Source organism: Ruegeria sp. YTSA075, from assembly GCF_059610245.1.
Genome location: NZ_JBXWNG010000003.1, coordinates 186,530 through 202,056, shown reverse-complemented (window position 1 = coordinate 202,056; position 15,527 = coordinate 186,530). Strand labels below are relative to the sequence as shown.

13 protein-coding genes are annotated in these 15,527 nt (G+C 58.1%); 6 read left to right on the top strand and 7 right to left on the bottom strand.

The window, feature by feature from the left end:
- Nucleotides 1-19: 19 nt before the first annotated feature.
- On the top strand, nt 20-2,629 hold the full coding sequence (locus AC2FGE_RS07005) for a TRAP transporter permease (protein ID WP_496818495.1): 2,610 nt from the start codon (nt 20-22) through the stop codon (nt 2,627-2,629).
- On the top strand, nt 2,626-3,057 hold the full coding sequence (locus AC2FGE_RS07000; protein ID WP_496818494.1) for a universal stress protein: 432 nt from the start codon (nt 2,626-2,628) through the stop codon (nt 3,055-3,057). The genes AC2FGE_RS07005 and AC2FGE_RS07000 overlap by 4 nt, the downstream gene beginning before the upstream one ends.
- Here AC2FGE_RS07000 and AC2FGE_RS06995 read toward each other — a convergent pair whose 3' ends face one another.
- Genes AC2FGE_RS06995 through AC2FGE_RS06985 form a run of 3 tightly spaced genes read right to left on the bottom strand, consistent with a single transcriptional unit; the run spans nt 3,058 to nt 7,146 of the window.
- On the bottom strand, nt 3,058-4,098 hold the full coding sequence (locus AC2FGE_RS06995; RefSeq protein ID WP_496818493.1) for a lipocalin-like domain-containing protein: 1,041 nt from the start codon (nt 4,096-4,098) through the stop codon (nt 3,058-3,060).
- Nucleotides 4,088-6,502, bottom strand: a complete 2,415-nt coding sequence (locus AC2FGE_RS06990) for an FtsX-like permease family protein (RefSeq protein ID WP_496818492.1) — start codon at nt 6,500-6,502, stop codon at nt 4,088-4,090. Before AC2FGE_RS06990 ends, AC2FGE_RS06995 begins: the two co-directional genes overlap by 11 nt.
- Nucleotides 6,499-7,146 (bottom strand): ABC transporter ATP-binding protein, encoded by a 648-nt coding sequence (locus AC2FGE_RS06985; protein ID WP_496818491.1) that lies wholly within the window; start codon nt 7,144-7,146, stop codon nt 6,499-6,501. The genes AC2FGE_RS06990 and AC2FGE_RS06985 overlap by 4 nt, the downstream gene beginning before the upstream one ends.
- A 174-nt stretch (nt 7,147-7,320) precedes the next feature.
- On the opposite strand from AC2FGE_RS06985, the gene AC2FGE_RS06980 reads away from it, so the two are divergent.
- Nucleotides 7,321-7,776: an ion channel gene (locus tag AC2FGE_RS06980; RefSeq protein ID WP_496818490.1), complete on the top strand. Its 456-nt coding sequence runs from the start codon at nt 7,321-7,323 to the stop codon at nt 7,774-7,776.
- On the opposite strand, the gene cls is transcribed toward AC2FGE_RS06980, so the two are convergent.
- Nucleotides 7,766-9,178 carry a cardiolipin synthase gene (gene cls / locus AC2FGE_RS06975; RefSeq protein ID WP_496818488.1) on the bottom strand — a complete coding sequence of 471 codons (1,413 nt, stop codon included), beginning with the start codon at nt 9,176-9,178 and terminating at the stop codon, nt 7,766-7,768. The genes AC2FGE_RS06980 and cls overlap by 11 nt on opposite strands.
- Before the next feature lie 70 nt (nt 9,179-9,248).
- A complete protein-coding gene (locus tag AC2FGE_RS06970) occupies nt 9,249-10,319 on the bottom strand; it encodes an AI-2E family transporter (protein ID WP_496818487.1) in 1,071 nt (356 codons plus the stop codon).
- Nucleotides 10,320-10,464: 145 nt separating this feature from the next.
- On the opposite strand from AC2FGE_RS06970, the gene AC2FGE_RS06965 reads away from it, so the two are divergent.
- Entirely contained in the window at nt 10,465-11,331 is an 867-nt protein-coding gene (locus AC2FGE_RS06965) for a YihY/virulence factor BrkB family protein (RefSeq protein ID WP_496818486.1), read from the top strand.
- A gap of 108 nt (nt 11,332-11,439) precedes the next feature.
- Nucleotides 11,440-11,628: a hypothetical protein gene (locus AC2FGE_RS06960; RefSeq protein WP_496818485.1), complete on the top strand. Its 189-nt coding sequence runs from the start codon at nt 11,440-11,442 to the stop codon at nt 11,626-11,628.
- A gap of 2 nt (nt 11,629-11,630) precedes the next feature.
- Here the strand turns inward: AC2FGE_RS06960 and AC2FGE_RS06955 are convergent, their stop codons facing one another.
- The gene (locus AC2FGE_RS06955; RefSeq protein ID WP_496818484.1) at nt 11,631-12,347 is read right to left on the bottom strand and encodes an RlmE family RNA methyltransferase; all 717 of its coding nucleotides are present in this window, start codon (nt 12,345-12,347) and stop codon (nt 11,631-11,633) included.
- Nucleotides 12,347-13,459, bottom strand: coding sequence for a Ppx/GppA phosphatase family protein (locus AC2FGE_RS06950; RefSeq protein ID WP_496818483.1), 1,113 nt, complete (start codon nt 13,457-13,459; stop codon nt 12,347-12,349). Before AC2FGE_RS06950 ends, AC2FGE_RS06955 begins: the two co-directional genes overlap by 1 nt.
- Before the next feature lie 180 nt (nt 13,460-13,639).
- Here AC2FGE_RS06950 and AC2FGE_RS06945 point away from each other — a divergent pair, with 180 nt between their 5' ends.
- Nucleotides 13,640-15,526 carry a PhoX family protein gene (locus AC2FGE_RS06945; protein ID WP_496818774.1) on the top strand — a complete coding sequence of 629 codons (1,887 nt, stop codon included), beginning with the start codon at nt 13,640-13,642 and terminating at the stop codon, nt 15,524-15,526.
- Nucleotide 15,527 lies beyond the last annotated feature (1 nt).

The following is a 15,527-nucleotide window of genomic DNA, read 5'->3' as shown; positions in this document are numbered from 1 at the left end:
GCGACGGGGAGACATTTGCATGAGTTCCGACACACAATCCAATCGTCCGCTATCCGAAGAAGAACTTCAGGATCTTGTGGCGTCATCCGATGCGGGCGGACGTAATCCGGTCGGCAATGTGGGGATTTTCCTGGCCATTGTTGCGGCGATCTGGTCGATCTTTCAGGTCGTTTTGGCCTCGCCCATAGCGAACTATGTGCTGCCAGGCAGCATTGTGAACAACTCACGGCAGTTTCATCTGGCCTTTGCGATGTTTCTGGCCTTTGCGGCCTATCCGGCGCTGAAATCCAGTCCGCGCGACTATATCCCGATACAGGATTGGATCATGGGCCTGTTGGGGGCGTTTGTCGCGCTGTATGGCTACTTTTTCTATGAGAAGATCGTCAATGCAGGTGGTCTTGCAGATGATACCGACAAATGGGTTGCTCTGGGCGGTCTGCTACTGCTGTTTGAGGCTGCGCGCCGCGCGCTTGGCCCGGCAATGGCAATCATTGCAACGATTTTCCTTGCTTATGTTTTCTTTGGCTCGTCCGAATGGGTGCCTGAAGTCATTCGCTGGAAAGGCGCCAGCCTGAAAAAGGCGATGAGCCATATGTGGATCACCTCGGAAGGCGTGTTTGGTATCGCACTCGGTGTTTCCACGAAATTCGTCTTCTTGTTCGTGCTGTTCGGGGCCTTGCTGGATAAGGCCGGGGCAGGGAACTACTTTATCAAAATGGCCTTTGGGGCGCTTGGCCACCTGCGCGGTGGACCAGCCAAGGCGGCTGTTGTGGGGTCTGCGGCGACCGGCCTGATCTCGGGCTCGTCCATCGCCAATGTTGTTACCACGGGTACCTTCACCATCCCGCTCATGAAACGCGTGGGCTTTAGCAGTGAACAGGCAGGCTCGGTCGAGGTTGCAAGTTCTGTGAATGGCCAGATCATGCCGCCCGTCATGGGCGCTGCGGCCTTCTTGATGGTGGAGTATGTGGGTATTTCCTACGTCGAGGTGATTACCCATGCCTTCCTGCCAGCTGCGATCTCCTACATCGCGCTGGTCTATATTGTGCACCTTGAAGCCGTTAAGCGGAACATGCCGACGCTGGGCGACCGCGATGTGCATCTGGCGCGCACGGTGGTGGGCATGCTGTCCTTCTTCCTCGTCTTTGCCGGTCTCTGCTATGGCTCGCAATTCCCGGTCGACGCGGTCACTACGTTGGTGCCATCAGCTGCTGGGATTGTGCTGAGCCTGATTATCGTCGCGGTGTATATCGCTCTGCTTTATCTGGCGGCACAGGTTCCGGATCTGGAGCCCGATGATCCAAACGCGAAAGAAGTCACCTTGCCGGTGATCGCTGATATCTACAAAGCTGGCCTGCATTACCTGCTGCCGATCATCGTTTTGGTCTACTTCCTGATGATCGAACAGAAATCACCGGGTCTGTCGGCCTTCTGGGCAACGGCGCTGTTGTTCGTGATCCTGCTGACGCAAAAGCCGCTCAAGGCGATCTTCCGTGGCGAAAGCGATGTCTATAACCGCTTCATCGACGGTGTTGCCGACCTATGGCAGGGCCTGATCGACGGCGCGCGCAACATGATCGGTATCGCTTTGGCCACAGCCACAGCAGGTGTGATCGTGGGCACCGTAACACTGACCGGTGTTGGGCAGGTGATGGCCGATCTGGTCGAGTTCCTGTCGGGCGGCAACCTGATCCTGATGCTGATCATGGTCGGTATCCTCAGCCTGATCCTGGGCATGGGTCTGCCGACCACGGCGAACTATATCGTCGTCAGCTCGCTGATGGCGGGGGTGGTTGTGGAACTGGGTGCCCAAAGCGGGTTGATCGTGCCGTTGATCGCGGTGCACCTATTCGTGTTCTACTTTGGGATCATGGCAGACGTGACACCGCCTGTTGGTTTGGCCAGCTTCGCGGCTGCCGCTGTGTCGGGCGGTGATGCGATCAAGACCGGTTTCACCGCGTTCTTCTACAGCTTGCGGACCGTAGCGCTGCCGTTTGTGTTCATCTTCAACACTGATCTGCTGTTGATCGATGTCACCTGGGTCGAAGGGATAACCGTCGCCATATTTGCAACCATCGCTATCCTGGTCTTCACGGCTGGCACGATGGGCTATTTCCTGACCCACAGCCGCATCTATGAAAGCATCGCGCTGATCTTCGTCGCTTTTGCACTGTTCAGACCCGACTATTTCATGGATCGAATCTCGCCTCCGTTCCAGTCGGTCGAGCCTGCTGCGTTTGAAGAAACGATAGGTCAGACGGCACCGGGGTCCGAGGTGCGACTGGTCATATCCGGCCCGGATTTCGACACGCTCGAAATGGCCGATACCACCGTTGTTGTCACCGTCGGTGATGAAGAGGGCGGCGCGGCAAGGGTTGAAGCGATGGGGCTGATCCTGATCCCCGAAGATGGGCTGATCAAGCTTGAGGAACCGCTGTTTGGCACGCCTGTCGCCGATGATCTGGATATCTTCGACTATTACGGGGACGAAGCGGTGCGCCTGACCTCGGTCAGCTTGCCATCCAGCCAGCCTCCGAAACAACTGGTCTATATCCCGGCGATGATCCTGCTGGCTCTGATCGCCTTCCTGCAACGCGGCCGTGCCGCCAGACAAGAGGTGCCCGCATGACCAAATCAGTTCTTTGCGCCGTCGATATCAGCAATGGTGATCTGGACAGCCCGGTCCTGAAACAGGCCGCCAGGCTGGCGGATCTGGATGGGGCGCAGCTGGATGTCGTGACCGTTCTTCCGGATTTTGGCGAAAGCTGGGTGTCGGGGTTTTTCGAGGCCGACTTCCACGATAAGGCGCTGGCCGAGGCGCATGACAAGCTGGCGAACCTTTGTGTCTCTGCGCTTGGAGCGGAACGCAACGCCGTGATGCGCCACGTGGTGGCCACTGGCACGGCCTATCAGGAAATCCTGAAAACAGCTGAGGGCGCCGGATCCGACCTGATCGTGATCGGGGCACATAAGCCTGATTTTAAGGATTATCTGCTGGGCCCCAATGCGGCGCGCGTTGTACGTCACGCTACGGCTTCGGTCTACGTGGTGCGCTGATCAGTACCCGGTCATTTCCAGATAGCCGCGCCCGGTGTGGCTGCCTGAGACAGTGACCGGGCCTTCCCAGTATTCAAATCGCGTGGCCATCCAGGCATCAGGGATCAGGGCCGAGACCTCGACGTTAAGCCCCCGGTCCGGCAGGTCCACCTTCCAGCGTATCGGTACATCTCGCCCCGCGACCTTTGCGGTTTCTAACTGGGTGAATGCGGCGGAACCGTTCGGCAATGCCTCGGTGCTGCCATCTGCATTGATCCAAGTGGCGGCAGTGAAATCCCCGCGATCCCCGCGCAACCGGAAGGCCATCAGCTTGTCGCCATCATCAAAGCTGAGCGAGAACCAATCCCATCCGCTTTGATCTTCGGCCAAAGGTTGCGAGGACCATTCACGGTCCAGCCAAGCCGAACCGGTGACGGTGACATCGCGCTGTGGCAGGTGCAAAGTACCTTCAACTGTATAGAAGGGTTGAGAATAGTAGTAGCTGGCCTGTCCATCGGCGGATTTGACCGAATAGCCATCTTCGCCGTGAAACACCAATGGGCCTTGGGTGTTTAGCGACAGGGTGTACCCAAAATCCTCTCCGTTTGCGGTCAGGGATAGCGTATCGAAATCGGGCCCGCTTATGCGCCATTCGTCGATCCAAGCGGCAAAGGGTTTTGCTATGACCCCCGCCTGACCGATCCCGCCGCGCGACAGGCGTTCGGCAAAGTAGTGCCGTTCAGGCGTCGTGACAGCGGCGTGGCCCATCCAGATCTGTGGGCTTTGCCAACCCTCGACCTCAAAGGGCTTGAGAGCCGAGCGAAACAAGGTCCACTGGATGCCATAGTCGCGCCCGTCATCCCCCTTGAGATTGGCGGTCAGATACCACCATTCGATCCGGTAGCTGGGATGGGGCCCGTGATCTTGCGGAAACTCGAACGGAACGCCACGCTGCGGCACATCAAACCCGTCTGCCGATCCGCCCAGACCCGCATAACCTTGGGCTAGTGCGGATGTCGGAAGCCAGACCAGCAGAAAAAGAAAAAACGCTCTAACGTTCATTGGCAAACACTCTCAGCAGGCTGGCTGGGGGCAGGCGCAGCAGTCGCAACGCGGGCAGGGCCGCCGCCACAAAAGCAGCCAGTAGCGTCAGAAGGAACAGATACAGCCAGTCCCACGGGAACAGGAACATCGGAAGTCGCCATCCAAAGGCCTGTACATTGATAACAGCAAGCAAAACCCAGGCCAGAACCAGCCCCAAGGGCAAAGCCAGACAGGCAGTCAATGCGGCCAGCAGGGCACTGCGCAATAGCTCGAACCTAGCCAGTTGCGCACGATTCAGACCCAAGGCCCAGACCGGCGCGATTCGGGGCAGGCGCTGCGTCCAAAGGGTAAGCAGGCTGGTCAGTATTGCAAATCCGGCAACCCCAAGGGTCAGGATATTCAGGGCTGAGGTCACGACAAATGTCTTCTCGAAAATCGCCCGCGATTGTGCCTTCATCGCCGCCTGTTGAACCACGCTGCGCGGGGGCATATCGAACTGAGTGCGCAGGGATTGCGCCATCTCGGTCGCGTGATCTGGGTCCATGCGAATGCCGAAACGTCTTGCATCAGCCCCCGGCGCGATCTGATCCAGACGGGACATCGACACGATCGCTTGACCGGTTGGATTGCCATAGTCGGAATAGACGCCTGCAATGGGCAGAGAGGCAGTCGACGACAGCGCCAGAACATCTCCGGGCCAAAGATCCGCGCGCCGGGCTAGCTGTTCGTTAATGAGGATTGCCTGTCCTGACATCACCCGATCCCAATCGCCATCTGATCGTGCGATCAATGGCCAGTGATCCCGGTAGACCGGGTCGTCGACCACGCCATACAGGAACAGCGGGCCGGTTTCGTGTGTAAGTTCTGCACTGCGGATGGGCAGAATTGCGTCCACCTGAGGGGTCAGCCACTCGATGATGTCCGCCGCTTGCTGATCATCTGCGGCGGTCACATACAGCTCCGAGGTCAGGCGTTGATCCAGCCAGCCGACAAAGGTCAGCCGAAAGCTGGACACCATCGTGCCGACACCGATATTGGCCGCAAGCGCTAGCAACAAGGCCATCAGTGCCAAGGAAAGCCCAGGTAATTGCGCCCGCATATCCGCCCAGATCCATTGAGATACGGGCCCGCGTGCTTTCATAGCAAAGATCGTCAGGGCTAGCGAAAGGAACCAGGGCAAAACCAGTGCTGCACCGGTCAACAGCCCAGCGAGCAGTGCAAAGCCCCCGAGCAGACCACCGATGCCGAAATAGAGGGCGGTTCCGCAGGCGATCAGGAACACTCCGACCATCCCGATCAGGCCGTGTGATCGCCCGCTGCCGCGCCAAGCCTGAGCGCCGGGTCCTTCGAGCAGTGGCATACGAGACAGACGCCAAAGCGCATGACCGCTGGCCCCCAAGGTGCCGACCAGTGCCATGGCCATACCCGCCAGCGCCCAGCTCGGTTGCAGGCTCAACTGCCCGGTGACAGGGGCGCCATAAAGCCCACGCAGGGTTGCGGCGACATCCGGCAGCAACGCGCCTGCGAGAAAGAAACCCAGGATCAGGCCCAAAGCTCCGCCGATACAGGCCAGTACCGCCAATTCAGCCAGAACCATCCAAACCAGCCGCCGCATCGAAACGCCCAAGGCACGCAAGGTTCGGATCATGCCGCGCCGCTGGGCAAAGGCCAGCCCGACCGTGCCGTTCACAATGAACAGCCCAACAGCGAAGGACAGCAAGCCAAATGCAGTGAGGTTCAGGTGAAAACTATCCGTCAGCTGTGCCGTATCGACCTGCGAGGCCGGGCTGATCTGTTGTAGTTCAGGCGCGACCTGCGATAGGGGCGGGCGTCCGCGTGGCTGGTTTGGCAAAACTACAAGACGAGAGATCGTTCCGGGTTGATCCAGAAGGGATTCGGCCACGCCGATATCGGTTAGGATCACATCGGCAGGCAGCGATGTGCCGAGGATGATCGGCGGTAATCCTGCGACCGTAGACAATAGCGGCGCAAGGTCCGGATGGATCAGCATGCGGCCCGGAGCGGTCAGGATGTCAGCCGGGTCTGGTGGATCAGCGCTCTGCTCGGTTTCCGTCACGGCGGGCAGGGCAGGGTACGCCACCATATCCACGCCCATCACCCGCAGGGTACGACCCCCTGCGCGATAAGGACCTTCCAGAACGGCAGCCACCTGCCAACCTGCCCGGCGCAGTTCAGCGTATCGGGACAAAGGGATGGGTCCGCTTGGATCGCGCAACTCATCAAACTGCCCCAAGGCCAGTTGCGCATTGGCACGCGCATAGCTTGCGCGGGCCTCGGCGTTGATGGCTTGCACGGCAGACCACAGACCGGTTGCCAAGGCAATGCCGATTAGCAGCGTTGCCAGTTGCAGCCAATGAGCGCGCCAGTGGGATAGCAGCGCCTGTATGACGGCCCTGGTCATTCGATGCGGCCACCGGCCAGTTGCACGCGCCGGTCGAGCCGCGCGGCAATGTCTTGTGAATGGGTCACCAACAGCAAAGCAGCGCCGGTATCAGCAACGAGTACCAGCATCAGGTCCAAGACATTGGCACTGGCAGTTTCGTCCAGGTTGCCCGTAGGCTCATCGGCCAGCAGCAGTTTGGGCCGCGCGGCCATGGCGCGGCCAATGGCAACGCGCTGTTGCTGCCCACCGGACAGGTTCTCGGGGAAGCGTTCCAGCAAATCGGACAACCCGAGCCGATCAGCCAGTTGAGTGCTCCACTCGGGGTCATGGCACCCCGCCAGCCGGGCGTGAAAGGACAGATTTTGCGAAACAGTGAGCGATGGGATCAGGTTAAACTGTTGAAACACCAGAGAGACCTGAGTGCGGCGCAAGGCGGCACGGCCTGCATCATCCAGCGTTGACAGGGCCACGCCATCAAGTGTGATCTCACCGGCATCGAAGCTATCCAAAGCGGCGGCCAGGTTCAGCAAGGTGGATTTGCCGCTGCCGCTTTCACCGGTCAGGGCCAGTGTCTGCCCCTGATCCAGGGTCAGCGACACATCACGCAGGACAGGCCGCCCACCAGGATAGGATTTCTGCACCTTGTCTATCGTCAATAGCATGATCTGCCCCGCTTTTTCATGCAGGATGTGCAACGGAATTCATCCATGTCCAGTGCCGAACGCTCTCCGATGCGTTTCGCCGCAGGTATATTGAGGGCGCGCCGGTCTTGTACCTTTCCGCCGCAGAGGCCATTCTAATACTCACGGGATCATCGCGGAACAGGGTGGAAAATCATGAGCTTGCTGCACCAGATTGTTTGGGGCAGTGCCTTTCTTGGGCTCTGCTTTGTGGTCGAGATCTTTTTCCTGACCTGGTGCACGATTTTCGTGATGAGGATGGAAAGGAAATGGTCCAAATACGGGCTGTTTCTGGCAACTGCAGCCCCGATTGCCGTGGCGCTGGCGTTTATCGTTTTGACACACACAATTCAGGTTTGGATTTGGGCAATCGTTTGGGTTTTGCTTGAGGTGCTGCCGGATTGGAATACGGCGTTGTATTTCTCATTGGTGACGTTCACCACGCTGGGTTATGGCGATATCGTTCTGGGTGAGGCGTTACGGATTTTTGGATCTTTTGCGTCGGTTACCGGGCTTTTGGCCTTTGGTCTTTCGACCGCCTATATGGTTGCCCTAATGACCCGTGTGTTTCAGGAACGGCTCTTTTCCTTAGGCCAATCCCCTAGAGAATAGGTGCAAACAAACGGGCCAGGGGTGCACCAAACCGGATATAGGCCGGTTGCTGGAATAAGGATCGCGTTAGCTCATAGCTCTTGTCGAAATCGGCCAGAAGCATCCTTTCAACTGCTTGTGCGGCCTCTGCATTGAAAAACAACGCCATTGCTTCAAAATTCAGCCGAAATGATCGGTTGTCCAGATTTGTTGTCCCGACCGCGGCCAGCGTATCATCGACCACAAACACCTTTTGATGCATGAAACCATCGGTGTATCGAAACACCCTCGCGCCGCAGTTTCGAACCTCATCAAAATAAGCAAAGGCGGCCAGCCAGGGTAGGCGGTGATCGATCACCTCGGGCACAAGGATACGCACATCCACGCCGCGCATGGCCGCATGTTGAAGCGCGGTCATAACGTCGATATCGGGCACAAAATAGGGCGAGGCGATCCAGAACCGCTCTTTTGCTTCGGCGATTGCAGAAAAGAACATCATCGCACCAGTTTCGGTATCGTCGCCGGGCCCTGTTGCGACCAGAAGCGCGTTCATATCTTGATTAGATTCGCTCCCGGCCCAGTCCAATTCGTCGATCAGGTCCTCGCCACGGGCCCAGTGCCAATCCTCGGTAAAGATCAGCTGCAGTTGTCGGACAATATGGCCGGTAATTTTCACATGTGTGTCGCGCCAGTGGCCGAACTTTTCGCCCTGACCTAGATATTCGACGCCAACATTGTGCCCGCCGATAAAGCCGGTCTCTCCGTCGATCACCACGGTTTTTCGATGGTTGCGGTAGTTCAACTGAAAGCGAAAGTTCGGGCCGCGTTGTTCCTTCGGGTTGGCGACATCAATGCCTGCGTTCTGCATGGTTTCCAGAAACTCGGACGGCAAGCCATAGCTGCCCACCGCGTCGGTCATGAACCGCACGTGCACACCCCGATCCGAGGCCGCAATGAGCCGTTTCTGAAGCTTCAGCCCCAATTCATCGGCGCGCACAATGTAGAACTGGATCAGGATGTAGTTCTTTGCGGCATCAATGGTGTCAAAAATCGCATCGAATGTGGCGTCGCCATCGATCAGCAACTCTACTCCATTGCCGCGCGAAACGGGCAGATGGGCCAAAAATTCGAACGGTCGTGGATTGATCGACATCTTATCTGGTTCAGGTTTGGAGTGATCGGCGAATGTCTTGATGCCTTCGACCACGCGCTCGCTTTCCTGGCGGGCAATGCGATAGCCGCGAAAACGGTGGTGGCCCAGAAACAGATACATCGGTACGGCAAAGAACGGGGCAGCGATCAGAAAGACCACCCAGCCAACCGCGCCCTGCGGCGTTCGGGCCGTCTGCGCTGCCCTGAGTGAGAAGAAAGCGGCTGTGACATAAAGCGCAAAGACGGCTGCAGATACCAACACTGTCCACATTTGTTTTCAGGGCTCCGTCTGTTTGCTTTGCTTTAGAGGCGATAGGCGAGCGAAACTGCGTTCTTGTTCTTCATCCGGAGTCGTCCCCTAGTCGCCCATCCAAGGACATCAGGATTGCGACCGGGCGCAACGCTGGGATATGGCTGAAAACGATCAGGATGCAGACCGTCAGGGGCACGCTCAGGAAGGCGCCGATCAAACCCCAGACCGTGGTCCAGAATGTCAACGCCAGTATGACCAGGAAGGTGGACATGTTCAGGGACCGGCCCAGCATCGCAGGGTCCAGGAAGTTGCCGATCAGGAACTGGATCGTGCCACAGCCCAGGACCACCACCAAAAACGGCCCGATGCTTTCGAACTGAACCAAAGCTATCATGGCCGGGAACACCACGGCAATGATCGACCCGATTGAGGGGATGAAATTCAGCGCGAAGGTCAGAACCGCCCATGTCTCAGCATATTCCAGGCCAAGCATGCGGAAGATGCTATAGCTGATGCCTGCTGTGATAAGACTGATCAGGGTTTTGACGCCGACATACCGCTGTAGACTGAACGAGATTGCATCCAGCATTACTGACAGCTCTTTCCCGGTTTCGGGGCTTCCTGCGGCCAGCTGGATCTTTTTGCGAAAGGCCAGACGCTCGACCATCAGGAACGAGACATAGAGGCTGATCAGAAAGAACTGGTTCAGCAGCGATGTGGCGCTGCCCAGCAACAGACGTGCAAGATAGGACATGTCGATGCTAACTAGGTTGTCTCGGATAAACGTTGTCACATCGCTGCCCACCAACCCGGCGATACGGTTGATTGCGCTGTCGAACTGGGCCTCATACGTGGTGATACCACGGGCAAATTGGGTGGCCTGGCTGCCAAGAATATACATGATGGTGAACAGGCCTGCCAAAACAACCGTCACTCCAGCCAGGTTTGCCAGCCAAACCGGCGAGCGGGTAAGGGCGATGACTCGGTCGCTGAGAGCGATGATCAGAACATTGACCAGCAGGGCAAGCGTCAACGGGATCAGAAAGGCCGCTCCTGCATAAAGCCCAAGAACAACCAAAGCGGCAACGATGCAGCTGTCACGTACCACAGACAGGCTGAGGCGGCGGCGTATCACTGGGGCGTTTGGATCGGATGTCATAAAGAACCTGACTTGGGGCAGGGTACGGGCCTGCCTTGATCCTGCACAGCCCGATACGTTTATGCAATGCTGTCAGCTATTTAATAATTTGGAATTCGCGATGCGGCGGGTTCTACCTTGGCTTGTGGCGGGCTAGGGTCGACCCATGTCTGTTGCTTCGAATCTGTTCTCAACCCATCCGATCAAGGCGCTGTTTCTGGCGGTGCGGCGGTTCAACGATAAGAACGGCTTTGTCATGAGCAGCCACGTTGCCATGTCGATGATGATGGCGCTGTTTCCCTTTGTGCTGTTCACCGTCGCGCTGGCGGGAGCACTCTCGCAAGGTTATGTGACGGATGAACTGGTCGATTTGATCTTTGGCGCATGGCCACAGGACGTGGCCGGACCTATCGTGGCCGAGCTGCGGGCGGTGCTGGATGGGTCCGGGTCCGGGGTAATTACGCTGGGCGGTTTGCTGGCCGTTTACTTTGCCTCAAACGGGGTCGCGGCGGTGCGGACAGCAATGAACCACGCCTATCACGACCATGACAGCTGGCCCTTCTGGAAAACGCGTCTGCTGTGTATCGCTTTGGTTATTCTGGGCGGCGCGTCCGTCCTGATCGTGGCAGCAGTTGAGGTTGTTCTGCCCGTCTACACAGCGCTTGTTTCCGAACGCACAGATGTGGATGTCGCAACCTGGTTGTCGGCGGATCGCCTGCGCTGGACCTTTGCGGTGGCGGTGCCGGTTGTGACCATTCTGATGGCGCACCTTGTTCTGCCCACGCGGCGTCATAGTCTGATGCAGATCCTGCCGGGCGTGGTTCTGACACTTGTGCTGTTGGGGACCGGGGGATGGGGGTTTTCGATCTATATCGGTCAATTCGCCAGCTACAGCGCCACTTATGCGGGTTTGGCTGGGGCTATGGCGGCGCTGATCTTCCTGTACCTGTGCGCTGCGATTGTGATCATGGGGGCCGAATACAACAGCGCTCTGATTGATCTATCGAAAGACGATCCCGGCGCGCAGGTCTAAGCTCAGTTGGATCGGCACGCGCTCGCCTGTATTGGGCCATGATCCCGGCAAATTTCACCTTTAGACAGCCTTAGGGGCATCAGCCTCAGGTTTGTTTGCAGGTGGCACATGTCAGAAACGATGCAGAAACAGCCCTGTGCAGGGGCAGTTAAAGGGTCATTGGAGCAGCGTATCGCGCAGTTGCGGGATCGTAGACCAGTGTATCTGAACGATTCACAGGTTGTTGAGATGCAGAGCCTTGCAACCGCGTCTTTCCAGGAGCACCCGCTTGCAGTGCAGATCGCGACCGAAGATTAACTTCAGCCGCGAAACCCTGTTGCTACCACGAATTTTTCTGAGCTGTCTGATCGGGATGCGGGCGGTTTGACGTTGGCAACCTTATCGAATTTCTGCTTCAGAAGTTTCTGCAGGTCGCCCTCGGCCCCTCCGGCCAAAACTTTGGCAACGAACGTGCCGCCTTCCTCAAGAACGTCGAAAGCGAAGTAGGCGGCGGCCTCGCACAATGCCATGATCCGCAGGTGGTCGGTTTGCTTGTGACCCGAGGAGGCGGCTGCCATGTCTGACATCACCACATCCGCCTTGCCACCCAGCCAGTCTTTGACCTGTTGGTCGGCGTCGTCTTCCATGAAATCCAGCACATGGGCCGTTGCGCCAGCCACTGGCTCAACCTCTTGCAGATCGACGCCCAGAACCGTTCCGATCCGCTTGCCGCTTTTTTCGCCCAGTGCATTCACCCGCTTGACCGCAACTTGCAGCCAGCCACCGGGGGCGCAACCCAGATCCACGACGCGCGCACCGGGTACGAGGAATCGGAATTTCTCGTCCAATTCCAATATCTTGAACGCCGCACGCCCGCGATACCCTTCGGCATTTGCGCGTTTTACATAGGGATCATTCAACTGTCGTTCCAACCAGCGAGTCGAGCTGAGCTTTCGCCCGCGCGCGGTCTTTACCTTGACCTTCAGGTCGCGTTGCCCACGGCCTGAGGTGTTCTTTCCACTCGGTGTCTTCGCCATCAGAACGGTCCGTCTTCCAATACACCGTCCGCGCTCATTTGTGCATACAGCAGACCTTCGCGCAGCCCCCGGTCCGCTACAGACAAGCGGTCGGTGGGCCAGCAACGCAAAAGGGCCTGCAAAATGGCCGAGCCGGACATGATCAGGGCTTGCCGGTCATCCCCAATCCGGGGGTCGCGGCGGCGCCCATGAGGGCCGAGTTCTAAATACCCGCGGATGACTTTGTCAATCTGATCGCTGGTCATGCGCAGACCGTCCACTTTGGTTCGGTCATAGCGCTTGAGACCCAGATGCGAGGCGGCAACGGTCGTTACTGTTCCGCTGGTGCCGACGATCTGGAACCCCTCGCGGGTCTGTTCGTCCTTGTAAGGGGCGAAATCGGCCAGGTTTTCTTCAAAAAACCAGCTCATCAGGGCAAAACGGGCCGAGTCGTCTTCGACGTCGTGGAACTGATCGCGCAAAGTGGCAACTCCCAGCGGAACACTGATCCAGTCGACAACTTTGGCCGCCGGGAAGGGGCTGTCAGCGGTGTGAAACCCGTTGTGCAAGCGCATGATCGCAGCCGGGCGGTCGCGTCGTGGGAGGGAGGAAATATCGATCCACACCAACTCGGTCGAACCGCCGCCGATATCAACGACCAGTAACTGTTCGGTCTTGGTGGACACCAAGGGCGCACATGAGATGACGGCCAGGCGTGCCTCTTCTTCGGGCTGGATGATCTCCAACGTCAAACCGGTTTCACGTTTCACCTGTCGGATGAAGTCGCGCGCGTTCTTGGCGCGGCGGCACGCTTCGGTGGCGACCAGACGCATCCGTTTGACCTTATTGCGTTTCAGCTTTTGCTGGCAAATGCGCAGAGCCTGAACGGTACGCGACATCGAGGCCCGGGACAGACGCCCCGTGCGTTCCAGACCCGCGCCCAACTGCACGGATTTGGAGAAACTGTCGACCACATGGAACCCGCTGCCCTTGGGCTGGGCTATCAACATGCGGCAGCTATTTGTCCCCAGATCCAACGCCGCATAGAGTGCATCTGGATCGGGTCTTGCCGGCGCGGGGCTTTCGACCGCCTTCGGGAACGCGCCCGCACCTTTGGGACGCTTGGGCGCCATTCGTCACGCCCTCCGATTTTCGAGTTAGTTTGACCCTAGGCGGGGGATCGCCGACGCGCAAGTGATTTCAATTTTGAATTTAACGTGACTGTCACACCGCGTTCATACTGGGGTGCGATCCCGTGGCCGATCCCCGATACGGGATTCTCTACCAGCTTTCAGCCAGATATGGAGATTGCCATGAAAGACGAGCACACCCTTTCTTTTGATGAGTATGATGAGGTCGTAAATCCACGCCCCGAAGAATGTGAATTTGATCGTGTGGTTGAACGGGCCTTGTCGCGACGCGGTTTTTTGGGCGGTGTTCTGGCGATGGGCAGTTTCACGGCTGTAGCCGGCTCGTTTGTACCTTCGGGTGCACGTGCTGCGGCAGATCGTTTCGCGTTTGACGCAATCCCGATTTCCACCGCAGATGACATAGTGGTACCTGCGGGTTACAAGGCCGAGGTTTTGGTGCGCTGGGGGGATCCGCTTTGGTCCGATGCGCCCGAATTTGACCATGCAACGCGCGGTACGGCTGCCAGCCAGGAACGTGCCTTTGGTGACAACACTGATGGTCAGGACGTCTTCCTGCATGACGGTCATGTGCTGTTGGTTGTGAACAACGAGTACACCAACCGTGACATCCTGTGGGGCAATAACCCCGATGCCAAGGCGGCCTCGGATGACGATGTTGCCAAGGGCATGATGGCCCATGGTGTTACCGTGGTCGAGATCGCGAACACCGATGGCACATGGGCGATCGTCAAGGATAGCCCTTACAACCGCCGTATCACGCCGCAGACCGATATGGCCTTGACCGGGCCGGCCGCAGGCCACGATCTGCTGAAAACCGCAGCCGATGCGACAGGGACGACCTCGAAGGGCACCTGGAACAACTGCGGCAACGGCATGACGCCCTGGGGCACATATCTGGCCTGTGAAGAAAACTTCAACGGTTACTTCTCGGCAGCTGATGAGAATCACGAGGTCAGCCCTGAACTCAAGCGCTATGGCGTTTCGGCCAGCGACTGGGGCTATGGTTGGGCCAAGATCGATGACCGCTTTGACGTCTCGAAAAACCCCAACGAACCGAACCGCGCAGGCTATGTGGTTGAGATTGATCCGACCGATCCCACCTCAACTCCGCGTAAACTGACCGCTTTGGGCCGTTTCAAGCACGAAAATGCTGAAGCGGTTGTAAACAACGATGGGCGTGTCGTCGTTTACATGGGCGATGATGAGCGTGGCGAGTTCCTGTATCGCTTTGTCTCTGATGGCGTCTATGCAGCTGGTGTTGACACCAATGCTCTGCTGGAAAACGGTACTCTTTCGGTCGCCAAGTTCAACGACGACGGAACCGGTGAGTGGCTGGAGCTGACACCTGAGACAACAGGTATGGCGTCGCTGGCAGAAATCAGCGTTCACACCCGTCAAGCCGGTTCGGCTGTAGGTGCAACCACAATGGACCGCCCGGAATGGGTTGCCGCGAACCCCAACTCGCCCGAGGTCTATTGCTGCCTGACCAACAACAAGAACCGGGGCGTCAAGCCGAATGCTGGTGGCGATGAAACGCCGGTGAACGGTCCGAACCCGCGTGAGGCCAACAACTATGGCCAGATCGTGCGCTGGACCCCTGAAGGTGGCGATCACACAGCGGCAGGCTTCGGCTGGGACCTCTATGTTCTGGCTGGTAACCCCACCGTGCATCAGGACGCCAATGCAGGATCTGACAACATCAATGCCGACAACATGTTCAACTCACCCGACGGGTTGAAGTTCGACAGCAATGGGCTGATGTGGATCCAGACAGATGGCAAATACTCGAACGAAGGCGACTTTGCCGGTCAGGGTAACAACCAGATGCTGGCAGGTGACCCGGTTACCGGCGAAATCCGTCGTTTCCTGGTAGGCCCGAATGAGTGTGAGATCACCGGCCTCAGCTGGTCGCCTGATCGCCGCACCATGTTCGTGGGCATCCAGCACCCCGGTGAGGATGGCAACAGCCATTGGCCCGAAGGCGGTGACGCGGTTCCACGCTCTGCCATCATCGCGGTAACCCGCGAAGACGGTGGCCTGGTCGGCTAAC

Excerpts from the sequence above, each read along its gene's own strand:
- AC2FGE_RS07005 (WP_496818495.1), top strand. The coding sequence starts at position 20 with ATGAGTTCCGACACACAATCCAATCGTCCGCTATCCGAAGAAGAACTT.
- AC2FGE_RS07000 (WP_496818494.1), top strand. The coding sequence starts at position 2,626 with ATGACCAAATCAGTTCTTTGCGCCGTCGATATCAGCAATGGTGATCTG.
- AC2FGE_RS06995 (WP_496818493.1), bottom strand. The coding sequence starts at position 4,098 with ATGAACGTTAGAGCGTTTTTTCTTTTTCTGCTGGTCTGGCTTCCGACA.
- AC2FGE_RS06990 (WP_496818492.1), bottom strand. The coding sequence starts at position 6,502 with ATGACCAGGGCCGTCATACAGGCGCTGCTATCCCACTGGCGCGCTCAT.
- AC2FGE_RS06985 (WP_496818491.1), bottom strand. The coding sequence starts at position 7,146 with ATGCTATTGACGATAGACAAGGTGCAGAAATCCTATCCTGGTGGGCGG.
- AC2FGE_RS06980 (WP_496818490.1), top strand. The coding sequence starts at position 7,321 with ATGAGCTTGCTGCACCAGATTGTTTGGGGCAGTGCCTTTCTTGGGCTC.
- cls (WP_496818488.1), bottom strand. The coding sequence starts at position 9,178 with ATGTGGACAGTGTTGGTATCTGCAGCCGTCTTTGCGCTTTATGTCACA.
- AC2FGE_RS06970 (WP_496818487.1), bottom strand. The coding sequence starts at position 10,319 with ATGACATCCGATCCAAACGCCCCAGTGATACGCCGCCGCCTCAGCCTG.
- AC2FGE_RS06965 (WP_496818486.1), top strand. The coding sequence starts at position 10,465 with ATGTCTGTTGCTTCGAATCTGTTCTCAACCCATCCGATCAAGGCGCTG.
- AC2FGE_RS06960 (WP_496818485.1), top strand. The coding sequence starts at position 11,440 with ATGTCAGAAACGATGCAGAAACAGCCCTGTGCAGGGGCAGTTAAAGGG.
- AC2FGE_RS06955 (WP_496818484.1), bottom strand. The coding sequence starts at position 12,347 with ATGGCGAAGACACCGAGTGGAAAGAACACCTCAGGCCGTGGGCAACGC.
- AC2FGE_RS06950 (WP_496818483.1), bottom strand. The coding sequence starts at position 13,459 with ATGGCGCCCAAGCGTCCCAAAGGTGCGGGCGCGTTCCCGAAGGCGGTC.
- AC2FGE_RS06945 (WP_496818774.1), top strand. The coding sequence starts at position 13,640 with ATGAAAGACGAGCACACCCTTTCTTTTGATGAGTATGATGAGGTCGTA.